Raw genomic sequence first — 18979 nt, 5'->3', positions numbered from 1 at the left:
AGGTTCTCCCGCGCACCTTTGCGCAATTTTAACGAATCTCCCGGATCCGTGTAACGACTGCCCTACCCGTAGCGATTCAAGGGATGGATGGGGTGGGGGCACCGTCATCCACGACCGGCCGAGGGGGCTCGGGCCGGACGGCACAACGGGAGATCGAGGGGGGCCTTGGATCTACCGGAACACGCGAGCGGCGGGTGAGGAGACTCCCCCGCCGCAACCGTGTGCAGCACCGGTCGGGAACCAGCATGCCTTCGGCAACGTCCGACCGTTTCGCACGCGATCGATCCCGTGGAGGGACGGAATCGAGCGCGGGTTCTGCACCGTGAACGGCTGACGCTGGCGGCCGGAGGAGGCAGCCAGCGGCCTGAACCCCCGTCCACGGTGCAGAACTGACGCGGTCCTACGGCCGGAGCCACTCGGGCTCGGGGAGCCGGGCGCGGTCCAGGCGGCCGTTGTCGTCCAGCGGGAGTTCCTCGATCGGGATCAGGTCCGCCGGGACCAGGTAGATCGGGAGCTGCTTGCCGAGGTCAAGCATCAGCCGGGCCAGGACGGCCGGGTCGCTGTCCTCGAGGACGACGTACCCGATCAGGCAGGTCTCGCCGGCCGGGTCCTGCTGGGCGACCACGACCGCGTCGACCACGCCGGGCTGGTCGGCCAGTACGTGCTCTGTCTCGCCGGGCTCGACCCGGTGGCCGCGGATCTTCACCTGGTCGTCGGCGCGGCCCAGGTACTCCAAGGTGCCGTCGACGCGCCAGCGGCCGAGATCGCGGCTGCGGTACAGCCGCGCGCCCGGATGTCCCGGATCGCCGACGAACGCGCGCTCGGTCTCCTCCGGCCGGCCGAGGTAGCCCTGGGCAACGGCGGCGCCACCGAGGTGGATCTCGCCGACCGCGCCGACCGGTACCGGGCGCAGCGCCGCGTCCAGCAGCCGTACGGCGACCCCTTCGATCGGACGGCCGATCGACGGCCGGTCCTCGGCCGGGTCGACCTCGTGGATCGTGGTCACGATCGACGCCTCGGTCGGCCCGTACTCGTTGAACAGCCGGCACTGCGGGTGCGCGTCCAGGAACTCCCGCACCTTGTGCGTCAGCACCATCGCCTCACCACCCGCGACGATCTCCCGCAGCGCGGGCAGCTCGGGCAGCCGGCGCATCGTCGCCAGCAACGCCGTCAACGGGCTGAACGCCATGAACAGCCGCTGGACGCCGTGATCGCGGAGCGCCGCGACGACTGCGTCCGGGTCGTACCGGTCGTCCTCACCGATCAGCACCAGCGCGGCGCCCGACGCCAGCGTCGTGAACATCTCCTGTACGTGGACGTCGAACCCGAACGAGGTCCACTGCAGGGTCCGCAGCGACCGCCGCGTGCGCAGGTAGTGCCGGACCAGGTTGACCGGGCCGCGGTGCGGGACCACGACGCCCTTCGGGTTGCCGGACGAGCCGGAGGTGTAGATGCAGTACGCAACGTCGTCCGCCGCGGCCCGTACCGGCGGAGCCTGCCGCGAGCGCGCGTCGCCGTCGCCGGCCACCACCGGTACGAGGCGCAGGCCGAGCCGATCCGCCAGCGCCGCGTCGTCACCGACCAGCGTGACGGCGGCCGCGTCGTGGACCATGAACGCCCACCGGGACTCCGGTACGCCGGGGTCGAGCGGAAGGTACGCGGCGCCGGCCTTCAGCACCGCGAGCACGGCGACGACCATTTCGGTGCCGCGGGCAACGCGGACGGCGACGATCTCGCCGGGCTTCACGCCGAGGTCGGTGAGCTGCCAGGCGACGGCGTTCGAGCGGCGGTCGAGTTCGGCGTAGGTCAGCTCGCGATCGCCTTGTACCACAGCGATCGCGTCCGGGGTACGGGCGACCTGCTGCTCGAACAGGGTGTGCAGCCCGCTGAGTTCACCCGCGACCACGGCGTCGCGGCGTACCCGTCCGATGGGGCCGACCGGGCCTGCTGAATCAGTGTCGGACTCGAGTTCGCGGAGGAGTTCGCGGTCGGACTCGAGCGGGAGGACCAGCTCGGGCAGCCGCGACCGCGGGTTGGTCGTTGCCCTACGCAACACTTCGGCGAGGTAGTCGAGGAGGCGCTCGACGGTGCGCCGCTCGAAGAGGCCGGTGCGGTAGTCCGCCGTACAGGTGATGCCGGCGCCGTGGTGGGTGATGCGGAACCTGAGGTCGATCGACGGCGGGAGCTCGTCGTCGGCGTCCTCGAAGTCGACGAGGATCTGGAACAGCGGGTCCCGTTCGAAGAAGCCGAGGTCGGCGCCGGCGTGCTCGAACGCGGCCGTGGTGAGGTCGCGGATCCGCTCGGTCAGCTCGCCGAGCTCCGGCTCGCCGGACAGGTCGATGCGCAGCGGGAGCGCCGGACGGGGTTCGGTCGAGGTGTCGCCCTTCGGACGGGTCAACGCCGAGCCGATCGTTACGTCGTCCTGCGCGGCGAACCGGCCGAGCACGGTCGCGGTGGCGGCGAGCATCGTCATTACCGGACTGACCTTGCGATCCCGGCTGTACGCGAAGACGGCGTCGCCGAGCTCTTCCTCCAGCTCCCGCTTGACCGACGCGACCGCGTCGTCCCCGGCTCCGCGCACCCGGTCCACAGGGAGGACCAGAGGCTCGGCTCCTGCCAGTACCTGCTCCCAGTACGCGAGATCCCGCCGCATATCAGCGGTCTTCGGACCGACCGCCGGAGCGTCGTCCCACGACACGGAGTCCAGCACCCGAACCTGCAGGGCATTCACGTCCGGCGCTTCGTCCTCGGCACCGGCGTTCGCCGCTGCCTGGTCGGCTCGCGGAAGGTCTTCCGCACCGGTATCTGTTGGCTCGGTGAGGAGGGCCAGCTGTTCGCGCATCAGCTTGGTGACGCCGTCGACCAACTGGCCGGCCACGCGGAGCTGTTGGGACATGAGCGCGGCCATGCCGCTTCCGGGCAGGTCTGCCTCGCTGGTCGCCGCCGCGGCCTCGTCGACCTTGGCTGCCAACTCCGCGAGGCCCGAGCCGAGCACCGCGAGCGCCGCCCGCGGATCCGGCGCTGCACTCCCGGCCTCCTCCTCGTCGACCTCGGTCTCGTCGGTCTGGGATACGGCCGACTCGGGTTCCTCCGCGACCGGTTCTTCCGGCTCGGCCGTTTGTACGGCGACCGCGGTCGCCAGCTTGTGCGGCGTCGTGTACGTCAGGAACAGATCGTCCGGCACCAGCCCGGCCTCGAAGCGGCTGTTGAGTTCGTCGATCACCGGCGCCATCGACGCCGGCGTCGCGCCCAGCTCCGCGAACGTGTGGTCGACGGTCAGGTCGTAGGGATCGAGGCTGTGCACCTCACACGTCAGATCGAGGACGACGTTCAGCGACTCGCGGTACCGCTCCGCCGACATCTCGTTGCCGGACAGCGACCCGGCCTGAGCCAGGTAGTCGGCATCGATCGCATGCGTCTCCGCCGGCAACGCGAACGCGTCCGGCTCGTCGCGCTCCGGCTCGTCCTCGACCGGCTCGACCGGCTCCGGTGTCACCGGCGGGTCCAGCGGGATGCGCTTCACCGCGGCACTCGACGGCGGCTCGAACACCACCGACTGCGCCCGCGCGGCCCGTTCGAACGCGTTCAGCCGCGGCGCAGCGTTGTCCCCGGCAACGACCGCGGTCCCCGGACCGGCCAGCACCGTCACCGACGGATCGACCGGATGGTGCACCCGGCGGAACGGGTACGTCGGCAACGGCACCCGGCCGCCGTCGGCGTACACCTTCGCCCACGCGATCTCGGTACCCTGCTCGTACAGCTCCGCCAGCCCGTTCATCGTCGCGAGCACCGGGTCCTGCCCGAGCCGCTGCGCCGGGATCCACGTGCTGTTCGGCGCGATCCGGCGGCCGGCCGGGCTGAGTACGGCGTCCGGCCCCAGCTCCAGGAACCGCCGGCACCCGGCCGCGGTGACCGCCTCGACCGCATCCCCGAACAGCACCGGCTGCCGCAACTGACCGACCAGGTAGTCGCTGTCCAGTACCGTCCCGGACTCGAGCAGATCACCCGACCAGCTCGACACCATCGGCGTCCGCAGCGGCTTCAGCGTGATCTCGCGAACGATCTCCGCGAAGTCCGACAGTATTGGATCCACCAACGAACTGTGGAACGCCCGGTCCACGTCCAGCCGCTGCCAGGCAACCTGCAACTGATCCAGTCGCGCCGCCAGCTGCCCGACGATCACCTCGGACCCGGTCAGCACGAACGACTGCGGACCGTTGCCTGCAGCAACCTCCACGCCGGCGGTCCGCGCGATCTCCCGGACCCGGTCGGCGTCGGCCCGTACGGCGACCATCGCTCCGGGCACGGTCCCCCGCTGCATCAGCTCGCCACGCTTGGCGGTCAGGCGTACGCCGTCCGCCACCGACAGCGCGCCCGCGACACACAGAGCGGCGTACTCACCGACGCTGTGGCCCACGACCAGCGCGGGCTGTACGCCGAACGACTGCCACAACCGCGCCAGCGCGACCTCGAACGCGAACAGCGCGGGCTGCGCCGTCTCGGTCGGCCACACACCTTCCGCGCCACTGGCCGGGGTGAGGAGCAACTCGTTCAGGCTGCCGCCGGTCTCCTCGTGGTACACGCGGTCGCACTCGTCGAGCACCGACCGGAACACCGGGAACCGTGCCGCCAGCCCGGCGGCCATCCCGCGGCGCGCGGCGCCCTGTCCGGTGAACGCGTACCCGAGCGGACCCGGCCCGCCCCGCGGTACCTCGGTCGGCTGCGCGGACCCGAGCGCGCTGACGAGCTCCGCCTCGGAGGTACCCGCGACCGCGATCCGGTACCGGTGCGCGGGCCGGCCGAGTGCCGCCGTACCGGCGAGGTCGATCAGGCGGTGGCCGGTGCCGTGGCCGAGGTCGGAGCGGTACAGCTCGACCAGATCGGCCAGCGCGTCCGGGTCCGGGGCGGACAGCGGCAGTACGACGGCGCCGTCGTCGCCGCGGCGGATCTGGCGCGGCGCCTCCTCGAGGATCACGTGCGCGTTGGTGCCACTCGGGTCCAGGGCGCTGACACCGGCGCGCAGCGTCGTACCGCCGGACTGCAACGGTACGGTCCACTCGCGGACGTCGGTGCCGATCACGAACGGGCTGTCGGCGAGCGCCAGCGCCGGGTTGGGCCTGGTGAAGTTGATGGTCGGGACCAGCGTGCGGTGCTGCAGCATCAGGATCGTCTTGATCAGGCCGGCCATCCCCGCGGCGCTGTCCAGGTGGCCGATGTTCGGCTTCACCGACCCGAGCGTGCAGAACCCGACCTTGTCGGTGTGCCGGCGCAGCGCGGTGGTCAGCGCCTTCACCTCGGCGGCGTCCGCGGCCGCGCTGCCGATCCCGTTCGCCTCGATGTAGCTCAGCGAGTCCGCGTCGAACCCGGCGCGCTCGAGGGCACGCTCGATGAGCTCCGTTCCGGTCGGGGCGTCCTCGTTGCTGACCGCCGTACCGCGAATCACGGCGTACACCGTGTCGCCGTCGGTGAGGGCCTGGTCGAGACGCTTCAGCAGTACGGCCGCGACACCGTTCCCGCCGACCGTGCCGTCGGCGTCGTCGGCGAACGCGCGGACGTGCCCGCTCGGCGACAGGATCGAGTCCGGTGCCGGGTGGTAGGTCGTTGCCTGCGGCACCTGTACGGCGGCGGCACCGGCCAGCGCGAGATCCGCGTCACCGGACCGCAGCGCCTGGCAGGCCAGGTGCACCGCGACGAGCGACGACGAGGACGCCGACTGGACGCCGATCGCCGGGCCGGTCAGGCCGAGCCGGTACGCGACCCGGGTGGCGATCGAGTCACGGGACTGGTGCTGGCGGTTGTACAGGTTCATGCCGGAACCGGCGAAGACACCGACACGGTCCGACGTACCCGCGTACCCGCCGTGCTCCAGGGCCTGATGACAAACCTCGAGGAACAACCGCTGCGCCGGCTCCATCAACTCGGCTTCACGATCACTCAACCCGAAGAACTTGGCGTCGAACTCCTCCACGTGCTCCAACACACCGGAAACCGCAACAACCCCGTCGCCCTCCGGCCGGCCCCGCCGAACACTCTCCACACCCGCCACAAGGTTCTCCCAGAACCCCTCAAGCGTCTCCGCCCCCGGAAACCGCCCAGCCACCCCCACCACAGCCACCGGCTCCACAACCTCAGCCCGAGCCGCCTCCCCCACCCCACGCGCAGCAGCCTGGCCCACCGCAGCGCCCGTACCAACGCGCCCACCGGCGCCCGCGGCAACATCCGCACTCTGTACACCCGCACCCGCGACACCATCGTTGCCCTCAGCAACATCAACGCCGTCAGCATCATCAACCACACTGTCGAACTGCGCGCCGTCCTCAGCAGCGCCCGCGTCCGCGTGCTCCGTGGCTGCAGCTACCTGCGCCTCCGCCGCAACGTCCGCCTCCTCGGCAGGGGCGACATCTTCGCCGGCATCCGCATCCTCGACGGCATCCGAATCGCCGGCCCCATCGGCATCCGCGGCACCGACTGCGATTGCGTCGTCAGCGGCCTCTGCTTCATCGGCAGCGTCCACAGCACCTTGGACCTCGACGCCGGCGTTCGCACCCTCCGCGTCCTCGGGCACGCCCCCCGCTACCGGCGCCCCCGCCGCAACGTCCACGCCAGGGTCGTCGTCGGTGGAGTCCGCGTCCTCGAGCGCTGAATCAGATGTAGGTACGTCAGATCCACCGGAGTCGCCCTGGACCGAGTTCGCCTGCAATTGCTCAACTGGCGCGCTGTCTGCGTCACCATCAGCCGCGGAGTCATCCTCAGCGCGCGCCACAACCGCTTCTGCGGCGACCTCGCGTTCGGCGCTTTCACCCGCATCAGCCGAAGCGGCCGCGCCTTCCTGCGCACCACCCTCGTCCGACGCCGCGCCGACCTTCTCGACCGCTACGTCCTCGCGAGCAACATCCGCCCCCGGCTCCTCATCCGCAGAAACCGCGCCATCCCCGCCGGGTGCCTCCTCCTGCGCAGAGGCCGTGCCGCCCTGGTCGGGCTCCACGCCCTGGGCACGAGCCGCATCGACCTCGTCAGGCTCCGCCGCCTCCGGCGCTGAGGTCCTACGTTCCTCGCCCAGCTCCACCAGGTTCCGGGCTCGAGCCACACCGGTCTCATCAAGCTCCGCCGCATCCGGCGCAGCCACCGGGCCTACAGCAAGAGCCGCATCGACCTCGTCGGACTCTGCCTCGTCTCGCGCGCTCACCGCATCGCCCGCGGCCAGCGCCTCACCCTCCGCGGCCTCGTCCGGACCACCCGCGGCGGCATCCCCGTCGGCAGCCGCGGGCTCGGTCGCAGCGGCAGAGCCGTCCTCGCCAGCAACTACCTCGCGATCAGCAGCACCCGAGGCATCCTCACCAACAACCGCCTCGCGCTCGTCGGCGGCAACCTCCGGGTCGACGCCGGTCGCGTCCTGGGCAGCGGCCGGGTTGTCGTCAGCAACCATCTCCTGCTCGACGGCGGGCTCTTCCGCATCCTCAACCAGTACGTCTTCGCCAGCAGCCGGCGCATCTGCGCCGACAACTACCTCGTGCGCGGCGGCAGTGTCCGGGTCGACGCCAGTCACGTCCTGGGCAGCGGCCGGGTTGTCGTCAGCACCCGGCTCGCGCTCGGTGGCAGGCTGTTCCGCATCCTCAACCAGTACGCCTTCGGCCGCAGTCGAGGCATCCTCGCCAGCGACAGCCTCGTCGTTGGTGGCGGCGTCGTACTTGGTGTCGGCGGGCTTGTTGTCGCGAGGTGTTTCGGCTTCGCTGAGCGTCGGGTCGGCTTGGACAGGTGCCGGGATGGGGAGGCCGGCGGTTTCGTCGCGCTGGGCGGCGGTGGGTTCGTGCTCGGCGTCGGACTGAGCGTGCTCGGCGGTGGCTGTCTCGCCGTCGCGCGCGTCGGCGGAGTCGTCGGTGGCGGGTTCTGCGGTTCGTTCGGTGTTGGGCTCGTCTTCGTTGGTGTGGGCGAAGGCTGCCTGCTCGGAGCTGTCCGGTGCGTCGTCGGTCAGTTCTGCGTCCGCGGTTTGTCCATCGCCAACGTTCGAGTCGGTCGCCTCCGCAGAGTCCGCGTCGGGCGTAACCGCTCGTACGGAGTCGGCGTCCTCGGAGGCGGCGGCGTCCGTACGGTGCTCGTCGGACTGCGGGTCGGCGGCTGCGTCAGTGGGGTTGGGTACCTCGGCGGCGGCCGGGATCACGTCGGCGGCCGTGATCACGTCGTCGGCCGGGGTCGCGTCGTCGGCCGGGGTCGCGTCGTCGGTTGAGGTCGCGTCGTCGGTTGCGGTCGCGTCGTCGGTTGCGGTCGCGCCGTCGGTATGCGTTGCCTGGGTGTCGCGCTCCGCGTCGGGGGAGGTGAGCTCGGGGGCTGCGTGCGCGGATTCGGTCGGGGCGGTGATGCGGGTGAGTACCGCGGTTGCGGGCTCGTCGTCGGCGGGAGACGGCGCAGGGACGTCCGTCGCAGCGTCGGAGGTTGGGTCAGCGGGGTGCGGGAGGGGCGCGATGGCGGGGCCGTACGGAGACGTGGGTACGGCGGGGTGGGCCTCCGCGGTCGACGGGGCGCTCTCGGGAGCTGTGCTGGATGCGTCCTTGGGCAGGCGGTCCGCCTCGGGGACATCCGCCGCGGGGACGTAGGTGATGGACCCTGGGGTCTCCGGCTCGGCCGCACCTGAGGGCTCGGGGGATGGAGCGCCTAGCGTGGGGCGTTCGGGGGGTGTGGGGATGGATTGTTGGAGTTCGCGTTTCCACGCCAGGTGGACTACCGGGAGTTCTGTGGTGCGTTCGGACGGGTCCTCGTCGGCGTACGGGGTGGTCTCCGGCGTGGTTGACGGGCCCTGGCCGGAGGGGCCGCTGGACTGGGTGGCGCCGGCGGGTTCTACGTGCGGGTGGGAGGCCGGGTCGAGGGTGCCGTCGATCCAGCGTTGCTTGAGGAGGGGGCGGAGGATCTTGCCGCCGGGGGTGGTCGGGAAGTCGCGGCGCGGGACGCCCACCACCTGCGCGGACAGGCCCAGGCGGGTCTGGATCAGGCTGCGGATGGCCTGGTCCATGCCGGGGACCGAGTCGGGCGTCAGGGCGTAGAAGACGACCAGGCGGTCAGTGCCGGACTCCTCGTCGGCGATGCCGCAGGCGGCCACCAGGCCCGGTTCGGCGCCGACGACCGTGGCGGCGACGGACTCGATGTCATGGGCGTAATGGAGCTTGCCGGACATGATGATGCGTTCGCTGTCCCGGCCGGTGATGACGAGCTGGCCGCCGGTGATGAAGCCCTGGTCGCCGGTCGCGAGCCACTTGCGGGCGGGCCAGTTGCCGACCGGGAACGCGATCCGATCGGCCTCGAGGTTCCCGAGGTACCCCGGTGTCACCCGCGCCGACGCGACCTGCAGCTGACCGATCCGCCCTTCGGGCAGTACGGCGCCGTTGGGCGCGACGATGCGGACCGTCGTACCGGGTGCCGGCGCCCCCACCGACACCAGCGAGAGAACCCCGGGTGCCTCGACCCGCGGCGCGCCGGGACGGGCGACGGCGACCTTGCCGGAGGACGGGCGCTGGTCGACCCACTCGACGACGCCGGTCGGCGGGATCCGTACTCGATGCACGTTCGGCGTGAGACCCGGGCGCGCGAACGTGATCCCGGTGACCGTCTCGGTCATCCCCCAGGCCGCGACGAACGTCTCCGGTACGACGCCGAACCGGTTCGTCACGCGCAGGAACTCCGACATCACCGGCACCGTGATCTGCTCGCCGCAATTGACCAGGCTGCGCAGCGCCGACAGATCCCAGTGCCGGTCAGGCTCCCCCGCGACCGCCGCCGTCGCGAGCCGGTACCCGAAGTTCGGCGACCAGGAGTGGTTGACCCGGTGCTGTTCCATCAGGTCGAACCAGCGCAGCGGGTTGGCAAGCACCCAGTCGGTGTTGACGTGGACGTTCGTGCACCCGGTGAACACGGGCAGCAGGTGGTACAGCAGGAACGCCCCACTGCGATCCAGCGGCAGCCAGTTCAGCGTGGTCTGCCCCGGGCGGACCGGCAGCATCGCCGGCGTACCGGCGGCGAACTCGACCAGCCCGCGGTGCGTGAGCTGGACCATCTTCGGCGCACCGGTCGAACCGGACGACAGCATCAGTACGGCGACGTCATCCGCGGCCGGGCGGTGGAAGTCGGACGTCGGCTCGTGACCGGCCAGCGCGTCCGGGTCGAGGACCGGGAGGCCGAGGTCGTTCGGCAGGTCGGACGGACGGCCGATCAGTACCGTCCAGCCGAGCAGGTCGGTGATCCGGCGGAGCCGCTCGCGGCCCTCCTCGGTCCGGTCGCCACCGGGGTTCGGGGCGACCAGCAGCGGCCGGATACCGCCGAGCGTGCAGGCCCAGAACGCGGCGAAGAACCCGACCGGTTCGGTGCAGTGCACGACCGCCGGGTCACCGGCCCGTACGCCGTTCGCGCGCAGGCCGGCCAGGATCCGCGCGGCCAGCTCCAGCAGGGTCGGGAAGTCCAGCTTGGTCTCGCGGCCGTCGGGCCCGATCTCGACGACACCGGCGCCGGCGAAGTCACGCGCGGCCCGCAGCAGCGCACTCGGCAGGTCGCGCGGGTATCCGGCGGGAATCATCAACGCCGGCCCGGTGGAGATCGCCGGCCGGTCCGCACCACTTCTCACGCCGATGCCACCACCAGCAGGGCCTCACCAGCGGGTACGCCGGGACGCGGGAAGACGCCGGTCTGTTGGCGACCCACGGACACGTGCCTCCCCAACTGGACGGAGCGGGTCCGGGCAGACCCGCCTCACTTCTCACCGACTGCAGCCCCGTACTCCAGCAGCCGGAACCTATGCCGCGACCGGGTACACCCGGTGCTTCATCGCGCCGACCGACAGCCGTGAACCCTACCAGCCGTGACCCGCCCTGGAGGAGTCCGTTCTCAGCAGCCGATGGTTAAGAATCCCGCCAGATCCCTGGACCGGCCGACACGGGTTCCAACGAGTGACGCAGCGTTCCGGTACGCCCCGTACGAAAGCCGTGCACCGGTACTCCGCGTCAGCACGGTGGCGGTTCGGTGGCTGTCCCGTGTCAGGCCTGACCTGGATCGTCGTCGACGTACCGCACCACATCGACGAGGAGTTACGAATGTCCGTACAGGATCTGCAGCAGGCCGCCCAGGAGTTCGTCGACGCCGGCTTCGGCGGGCTCGAACTGCGGGTACACGACGAACACGGCGAGCAGACCGTCACCGCCGGGATCCGCGAGCTGGGCAGTACCGAAGCGCCGCCGGTGGGCGGCCAGTTCCGGATCGGCAGCGTGACGAAGACGTTCGTGTCGACGGTCGTCCTGCAACTGGTGGCCGAGGGCAAGCTCGAGCTCGACGGTCCGGTGGCCGAGCGGCTCCCGCGGTTCGAACTGGATCCGCGGATCACGGTGCGGATGCTGCTCGACCACACCAGCGGGCTGTTCAACTACACCGGGGAGTACTACCCCGACGGCACGGTCGTCGCGGGTCTGCCCGCGACCGGGAAGGAGTGGGCGGACAACCGGCTGCGCGGGTACACGCCGGACGAGCTGGTCGAATTCGCGCTGTCCAAGCCGGCTCGCTTCGAACCGGGTGCCGAGTGGAGCTACTCGAACACGAACTACTCGGTCGCCGCGCTGCTGATCGAGGCCGTCACCGGTCGTACGTTCGCCGAGGAACTGGACAGGCGGATAGTGAAGCCGCTCGGCCTGACCGGCACGATCGAGCCGGGCGACCGGACCGACATCCCGGGCCCGCACTCGCACGGGTACTTCCGCTACCAGGACGGTGAGGAGTGGAAGGTCGTCGACGTCACCGAGCAGAACCCGTCACTGCTGTTCGGAGCCGGCAGCATGCTCTCGACCACGGCCGATCTTCAGGTGTTCATGTCCGCCCTGCAGAGCGGCAAGCTGATCCCCGCGGACCTGCTCGCGCAGATGCGTACGCCCGAACCGAAGAGCGGACCGCTCAACTACGGCCTCGGCCTGTTCAAGCAGGACCTCGGCGCGCAGACCGTCTACCACCACAACGGCAGCGCCCCCGGCGGCTACGGCGCCCTCATGTACAGCACCCCCGACGGCACCAAAACCCTGACCGCCGCCATCACCATGGCCGACGCCGACGCCAACATCCTGGAGATCTTCCCCCCGGCCCTGGAACGCCTGGTCACGACGGTCTTCGCCGACTGACCTGAGCGAAGAGGGAATCGAACCGTTCCTGCACTGCCGACGAGTCCCGCTCGCCGAGCGACTCCGAACGGTGTTGAGTCGCCTGGTCGCCCGCGTACGACGTCCTGGCCGGTGGCACGGATCGCGTCCGTGGTCCGGATCCAGGTCGGCGGACTCCCTCGCGCCTCGGAGTCCCGGGTCCGGCCTGGGCGGTCCGATGCCCGGCAGCATCCATCTGGTGCTGCTGGGGCGGTGCTGCCTGTCGCCTGATCCGGTGCCCGAGGGCGCGCCTCCCGATCGCGATGGCTGCTGCCTCGTGTCGGGTGGTCTTCTGAGTGGGACTGCTGGTCGGCGTTCGCCAGTGCTCCGCGCCCCATCGACTCGTGTACGCGGGGTCGACCGCGATCACCGCGAATCCGGCTGCGGCAGCCATCGCGAGCAGCCGCGACCGAAGGCGGCTGGTAGGTATGCCGGACACCAAGTGTCGAAACCGCCTGCGGCCGCCATGATGCTCACGCGTTTTCGAGCCGGTGAAGTCCAGATCCTCGACTGCGATCGCCCTGACTCCGGTCTGAGCAGCCCAGCGCAGCAACCTGGTGAGTGCATGGCGGACCTGCGCATCGCGATGATCCGTGGTGCCGGACAGGTCGTAGGTGAAGGTACGAGGCCTGCCAACCGGATTGCCGTGGACATCAAGCCACCAGGCAGCGAGGTGGTCCGCGTTCAGGTCGATGCCGATCACCCCGCCTGCTCGCAGTACGACAGGTGAGGCGACGGCGACGTCCTCCAGCCGCCAGGTGGCATCCAGGTACCATCGCCTCCTGCTCGGGTCGTAGTGGATGCGGTATGCGACGGCCCGATTGGCTGCCACGCGGTCGCGCCACTCGCTCCCACGGTGGGCGAAGGCGATGCGCCCGCGCAGCTCGTATTGCCGGACTCCCCGTCCGCAGACAGGAACCAGCGCCGCGCTTCCCAGCCCTGCCGCCATTTCGCTTCGGTGGTTCCGGCAGCGGCGAGATTGTTCCGCTGCCTGAGCAAGGCCTTGCTGCCGCGTACCACTGAGACGTGCCCGTTCGCGCGGTCCTCCTCGACCGCTGCGAAACGTGCTTCCAGGACAGTCAGACGGCGAGACTTCGCGTGCCACTCCTTCGATGAGCGGTATCCACCAGGCCTGCCTCGACGGCCTGGCTCCCCGACCGGCACGCGCGAGCCTGTCCCGGACTACTCGAATACCCGCGGCGAGCGACTGCGTGTGATCCTGCTGGACGCGCCGGGCCAGGTTCCACTGGTCGTTGGTGGTCTTCGTGATCGACCCTGCCCATCGTGACGATGACGCACCAGTCAGATCGCGCTTGCGGGCTGCCCAGCTGGCGCTGTCATGATCGAGTCCGTCGCGAACACGACGAGCCAGGTCCCTGGACGCCAGCTGCCCCAGATGCTCGCCCACTGCGCGCAGTACGTCCTCGTCGGCCGAGGTGAGATCCCGGATTCGGTCGCGGATGCAGACGCCCGGCGGAGGTGCTGCCACGTACGGCGGTGCAATCGCGCGGAGGGCAGAAGTCACGCGTGACCACCTACCGGACGACACCTCGAAGGCGCCGCATCGCGCGCAAAGCGACCCATGCATTCATCGCTCCGCAGCGCACCGACAATTCCGTCGATGCTGCCGTCGGCGGAGCACGGCCGTTACGCATTGAGCCCGGTCAAGATGATACGGTCTAGCCTCGCGGGCTCCGGCGGGAGTTCTGCGGATCGGGGCTGTTAGCTCAGTTGGTTAGAGCACCTCGTTTACACCGAGGGGGTCGGGGGTTCGAGTCCCTCACAGCCCACCTAAGCCTGCACCACCTGTCGGGGATGGAGTCGCAGGACGACCTATCGAGCGGGGATCGTCAGCACAGCCTTCCCCCGGATCTCACGGCGGGACAAGGCACCGAGGCTGTCGGGGGTCTTCTCCCAATCGAGGAGCAGGCCGATGTGGGGCTTCAGGCGGCCGGTGGCTACCAGGTTGGTGAGGATTGTGAGGTCCTCGCCTTTGGTTTCCTCGGGGACGGGGCTGATGAAGCCGACGATGTGGGCGTTCCAGGCCTGGGCGTAGAAGTCGCCGAGGCGGAGTTCGGACGGGCCGCCGATGTTGCCGTACCACGCGAGGTGGCCGCCTGGGGCAATTCGGCGTACTGCCTGTGCTGTGAGCGGACCGCCGATGCCGTCCATGACGAGGTGGAACGGGCCGAGGCGCTCGTCCTCCAGGGAGGTGACGACCTCGGCGGCGCCCAGCGCGCGGGCTTCCGCCTCACGGGCGATGCTGCTGACCTGGGCGGTGACCTCGGCTCCGGCAGCTACCGCGAGCTGTACGGCGAACTGCCCGACGCCACCCGTCGCGCCGGTGACAAGGACCTTGCGCCCGAGCACGGCACCGCCGACGCGCAGGGCCCGCAGCGCGGTGAGGCCCGCGATCGGCAAGGTCGCCGCCTGCTCGAACGAAACCCGGTCGTCGAGCACCGCGACGCAGTGCGTCGGTACGGCGACGCGCTCCGCCCAGCCCTCCCACTCGAGGTAGCACGCGACCCGCGTACCGACGACCGGCCCACTGCCGTCCGGAGCGGCCTGTACGACAACACCCGCCACGTCCTGCCCGGGACGCCAGCCGTCCGGCCGCCGGGCGATCAGGTTCAGCTCGTCGTGGTTCGCGGCGTACGCGCGGACCTCCACGACCGCCTCGTTCGGCGCCGGAACGGGCTCCGGCAGGTCGTCGGCCAGCCGCAGCCCGGCCTGCCCGGCCGGGTCGGTGATGTATCCGCGCATATCCCGCCTAAGAACGAAGACTTGCCAGCGCGGCAGCGTACTCGTCGAGGTTGCGCGCCTCGGGGATCGGGTTGACGACGGACCAGCGCACGATCCCGGAGCGGTCCACCACGAAGGTGCCGCGGAGGGCGCAGCCGCGGTCGGCGTCGAACACGCCGTACGACGAGGCGATCGCGCCGTGGGGCCAGAAATCGGTCAGCAGGCCGAACGGGAGCTGTTGTGCGTCGGCGTAGGCGCGGAGCGTGAAGAGAGGGTCGCACGAGATCGCCAGGAATTCCGCCGCCGCCAGCAACGAAGGGCGGTCCCGGAGTGCGGTCAGCTCGCTCGTGCAGACCTGGCTGAAGGCGTACGGATAGAACACCAGTACGACGTCCCGCCGGCCGGCGTAGTCGCTCAGCCGGACGGGTTCGCCGTACTGGTTCTGGGTCTGGAAGTCGGGGGCCCGGCTGCCGGCAGCCGGGCCGGCAGCTGGGAAAGTCACCCGCGGCGACCGGACTTCGGGACCACCAGCTTGGTCGCGGACCAGTCGTCGGTCACGCTCAGCGTGCTCGTCGTGGCCAGGCCTGCCACCGGTGCGGCCTCGGCGATGTCGCTGGTCTCGACGTAGCCGTCGCGGCCGACCTTCGGAGTCATCAGCCAGACCACTCCACCGGCCTTGAGGTCGGTCAGGATGTCGAAGAACGAGTCGACCAGGTCGCCGTCGTCCTCACGGAACCAGAGCAGGACCGCGTCCACTACCTCATCGGTGTCGTCACCGACGAAGTCCTCACCGGTGACCTCCCGGATGGCGTCACGCAGGTCGTCGTCGCAGTCGTCGTCGTACCCGATCTCCTGCACCACCCAGCCGGCCTCCAGGCCGAGCCGGGAGGCGCCTGTGTTGGATGCACTGCTCGGGCCGCCGCTACCCTTGCCGTCCGCGTGATCCGCGGTCGCGCTCACGTGTCCTCCTCCGTGGTCCCCGCTTGCCCGGGGGTAGGTGTCATAGCTCTACTACTAGCGATACAGCTAGCGGTAGTCCATCGTGACGTACCGCGTCGCGCAAGTATGCACCAGGGTTCCGTGACGTGTCCGGTATCCGCGTGGCGGGTACCAGGCGTGTCCGCTGAGATCACGCCTGACCTGCCGGAATCGAGCCGGAAAGGAAGGCCAAGTAGAACGCATTCCGAACAGGTGACAGGATTGCGGTGAAGAGCAACCAGAGAGAACGGCAGGACACCGTGGCTTCCGGACACGAACCACCAGCCATCATCACCGAGGGGATGCCCACCCAGCTCCCCGACATCGACCCCGACGAGACGCGTGAATGGGTCGAATCGCTCGACGCCGTCCTGGACGAACGGGGCAAGGCGCGAGCGCGCTACCTGATGCTCAAACTGATCGAGCGAGCCCGGGAGCGACAGGTCGGCGTGCCCGCACTGCGGAGCACCGACTACATCAACTCGATTCCGCCCGAGCGCGAGCCGTGGTTCCCCGGCGACGAGCACATCGAGCGGCGGATCCGCGCCTTCATCCGGTGGAACGCCGCGGTGATGGTGAGCAAGGCGAACCGCAAGGGCCTGGAGGTCGGCGGCCACATCGCCACCTACCAGTCGGCCGCGAGCCTGTACGAGGTCGGCTTCAACCACTTCTTCCGGGGCAAGGATCACCCGGGCGGCGGCGACCAGATCTTCATCCAGGGCCACGCCTCCCCCGGTATGTACGCGCGTGCCTTCCTCGAGGGCCGGCTGTCGGCCGACGACCTGGACGGCTTCCGCCAGGAGGTCTCGCGCGGCCCGCACAAGGGTCTGTCGTCGTACCCGCACCCGCGGCTGATGCCGGAGTTCTGGGAGTTCCCGACCGTCTCGATGGGACTCGCCGCGCTGAACTCGATCTACCAGGCGCGCTTCAACCGGTACCTGCACAACCGCGGCATCAAGGACACCAGCCAGCAGCACGTCTGGGCGTTCCTCGGTGACGGCGAGATGGGTGAGCCGGAGTCGCTCGGCGCGATCGGCCTGGCCGCGCGCGAGGAGCTGGACAACCTCACCTTCGTGATCAACTGCAACCTGCAGCAGCTGGACGGCCCGGTCCGTGGCAACGGCAAGGTGATCCAGGAGCTGGAGGCGTTCTTCCGCGGTGCCGGGTGGAACGTGATCAAGGTGATCTGGGGCCGCGAGTGGGACAACCTGCTGGCCCAGGACCACGACGGCGCGCTGGTGAACAAGATGAACACCACGCCGGACGGTCAGTTCCAGACGTACTCGGTCGAGTCCGGTGAGTACATCCGGGAGAACTTCTTCGGCGGCGACCAGCGGCTGCGGCAGATGGTCAGCGGGCTGTCCGACGAGGACCTGCGCAAGCTGCCCCGTGGCGGTCACGACTACCGCAAGGTGTACGCCGCGTTCAAGAGCGCGACCGAGCACGTCGGGCAGCCGACCGTGATCCTCGCCCAGACCATCAAGGGCTGGACGATCGAGGCGCTGGAGGGCCGGAACGCGACCCACCAGATGAAGAAGCTGACCTCGGACGACCTGAAGGCGTTCCGCGACCGGCTCTACCTGCCGATCGAGGACAAGGACCTCGAGGACGCGTACAACCCGCCGTACTTCCACCCCGGCACCGACTCGCCGGAGTACCAGTACATGATGGACCGCCGCAAGCAGCTCGGCGGTTCGCTGCCGGAGCGCCGGGTGCAGCCGAAGACGCTGACGCTGCCGGGCGACGACGTGTACAAGCCGCTGTCCAAGGGATCGCACGCGCCGGTCGCGACCACGATGGCGCTGGTCCGGCTGTTCCGGGACCTGATGAAGGACCCGGAGATCGGCCACCGGATCGTCCCGATCGCCCCGGACGAGTACCGCACCTTCGGTATGGACTCGATGTTCCCGACCGCGAAGATCTACTCGCCGCACGGTCAGAACTACGAGGCCGTCGACCGCAACCTGCTGCTGTCGTGGAAGGAGTCCACGGCCGGTCAGCTGCTGCACGAGGGCATCAGCGAGGCCGGCGCGATGGGCTCGGTGCTCGCGGCGAGTACGGCGTACGCCACGCACGGTGAGCCGATGATCCCGTTCTACATCTTCTACTCGATGTTCGGGTTCCAGCGCACCGGCGACTGGATGTGGGCGCTCGGCGACCAGCTCGGCCGGGGCTTCCTGGTCGGCGCCACCGCCGGCCGGACGACGCTGACCGGTGAGGGTCTGCAGCACGCGGACGGGCACTCGCCGCTGCTGGCCTCGACCAACCCGGCCGCGGTGCACTACGACCCCGCGTTCGCGTACGAGATCCCGTACATCGTCAAGGACGGCCTGCGCCGGATGTACGGCTACGGGCTCGAGGCGGACAAGCCGTACGGCGAGGACGTGTTCTACTACCTGACCGTCTACAACGAGCCGGTGCACCAGCCGGCCGAGCCGGAGAACCTCGACGTCGCGGGCTTGCTGAAGGGCATGTACCGCTTCAACGTGGGTCAGGTCGCCGATGCCGAAGACGCTCCGCGGGTGCAGCTGCTCGCGTCCGGTGTCGGGCTGCCGTGGGTGCAGAAGGCTCAGCAGATCCTCGCCGACGAGTACTCCGTGGCGGCGGACATCTGGTCCGTGACCTCGTGGAACGAACTGCGCCGCGACGCGATCGCCGCCGAGCAGCACAACCTGCTGCACCCGGACGAGCCTGAGCAGGTGCCGTTCGTGACCGAGCAGCTCAAGGACACCAAGGGCCCGGTCGTCGCGGTCAGCGACTTCATGCGCGCGGTGCAGGACCAGATCTCCCGCTGGGTGCCGAACGACTACACCTCGCTCGGTACCGACGGCTGGGGTCTGGCCGACACCCGGGCCGCGGCCCGGCGCCACTTCCAGGTGGACGCCGAGTCGGTCGTGGTTGCCAGCCTGGAGATCCTCGCCAAGCGCGGTGACGTGAAGCCGGAGGTGGCCGCCGAGGCCGCTCGCAAGTACCGCATCGACGACCCGACCGCGGTCGCCGGCGTGAAGCAGGAGGGCGCCGGCGCCTGACGCCGTACCGCCTCGGCAACCGGGCCGCTCACCACTTGGTGAGCGGCCCGGTTTGCTACGGTCGTGGCCGAC

Annotated in this window: 7 protein-coding genes and 1 tRNA gene; 4 read left to right on the top strand and 4 right to left on the bottom strand. The window is 70.0% G+C overall.

The window, feature by feature from the left end; translation table 11 throughout:
- Window positions 1-400: 400 nt before the first annotated feature.
- Window positions 401-10606 (bottom strand): amino acid adenylation domain-containing protein, encoded by a 10206-nt coding sequence (locus tag ACZ5BU_RS31910; protein WP_465704150.1) that lies wholly within the window; start codon window positions 10604-10606, stop codon window positions 401-403.
- Between the two features lie 406 nt (window positions 10607-11012).
- Here ACZ5BU_RS31910 and ACZ5BU_RS31905 point away from each other — a divergent pair, with 406 nt between their 5' ends.
- From ACZ5BU_RS31905 to ACZ5BU_RS31895, 3 genes are all read left to right on the top strand, one after another.
- Complete coding sequence (locus ACZ5BU_RS31905; protein ID WP_465704149.1) at window positions 11013-12140, top strand: serine hydrolase domain-containing protein; 1128 nt, start codon at window positions 11013-11015, stop codon at window positions 12138-12140.
- Window positions 12141-12723: 583 nt separating this feature from the next.
- On the top strand, window positions 12724-12888 hold the full coding sequence (locus ACZ5BU_RS31900; protein WP_465704148.1) for a hypothetical protein: 165 nt from the start codon (window positions 12724-12726) through the stop codon (window positions 12886-12888).
- 986 nt (window positions 12889-13874) lie between these two features.
- Window positions 13875-13948 (top strand) — tRNA-Val (locus ACZ5BU_RS31895).
- A gap of 43 nt (window positions 13949-13991) precedes the next feature.
- Here the strand turns inward: ACZ5BU_RS31895 and ACZ5BU_RS31890 are convergent.
- Genes ACZ5BU_RS31890 through ACZ5BU_RS31880 form a run of 3 tightly spaced genes read right to left on the bottom strand, consistent with a single transcriptional unit; the run spans window position 13992 to window position 15860 of the window.
- A complete protein-coding gene (locus tag ACZ5BU_RS31890) occupies window positions 13992-14921 on the bottom strand; it encodes a zinc-binding dehydrogenase (RefSeq protein WP_465704147.1) in 930 nt (309 codons plus the stop codon).
- Between the two features lie 7 nt (window positions 14922-14928).
- Window positions 14929-15402 (bottom strand): peroxiredoxin, encoded by a 474-nt coding sequence (locus ACZ5BU_RS31885; protein ID WP_465704146.1) that lies wholly within the window; start codon window positions 15400-15402, stop codon window positions 14929-14931.
- Entirely contained in the window at window positions 15399-15860 is a 462-nt protein-coding gene (locus tag ACZ5BU_RS31880; RefSeq protein WP_465704145.1) for a DUF3052 domain-containing protein, read from the bottom strand. The genes ACZ5BU_RS31885 and ACZ5BU_RS31880 overlap by 4 nt, the downstream gene beginning before the upstream one ends.
- Window positions 15861-16138: 278 nt before the next feature.
- Between ACZ5BU_RS31880 and aceE the strand changes: the two genes are divergently transcribed.
- Window positions 16139-18907 (top strand): pyruvate dehydrogenase (acetyl-transferring), homodimeric type, encoded by a 2769-nt coding sequence (gene aceE, locus ACZ5BU_RS31875; protein WP_465704144.1) that lies wholly within the window; start codon window positions 16139-16141, stop codon window positions 18905-18907.
- The last annotated feature ends 72 nt before the right edge of the window (window positions 18908-18979 follow it).

It is taken from the genome of Kribbella sp. NPDC031520 (assembly GCF_055580825.1).
The sequence above is the reverse complement of the archived record's forward strand: the minus strand, read 5'-3'. Positions and strand labels throughout refer to the sequence as shown.

What these genes read in the sequence shown, in the direction of transcription:
- ACZ5BU_RS31900 (WP_465704148.1), top strand. Translation starts at nt 12,724, where the DNA reads ATGGCGGACCTGCGCATCGCGATGATCCGTGGTGCCGGACAGGTCGTA.
- ACZ5BU_RS31890 (WP_465704147.1), bottom strand. Translation starts at nt 14,921, where the DNA reads ATGCGCGGATACATCACCGACCCGGCCGGGCAGGCCGGGCTGCGGCTG.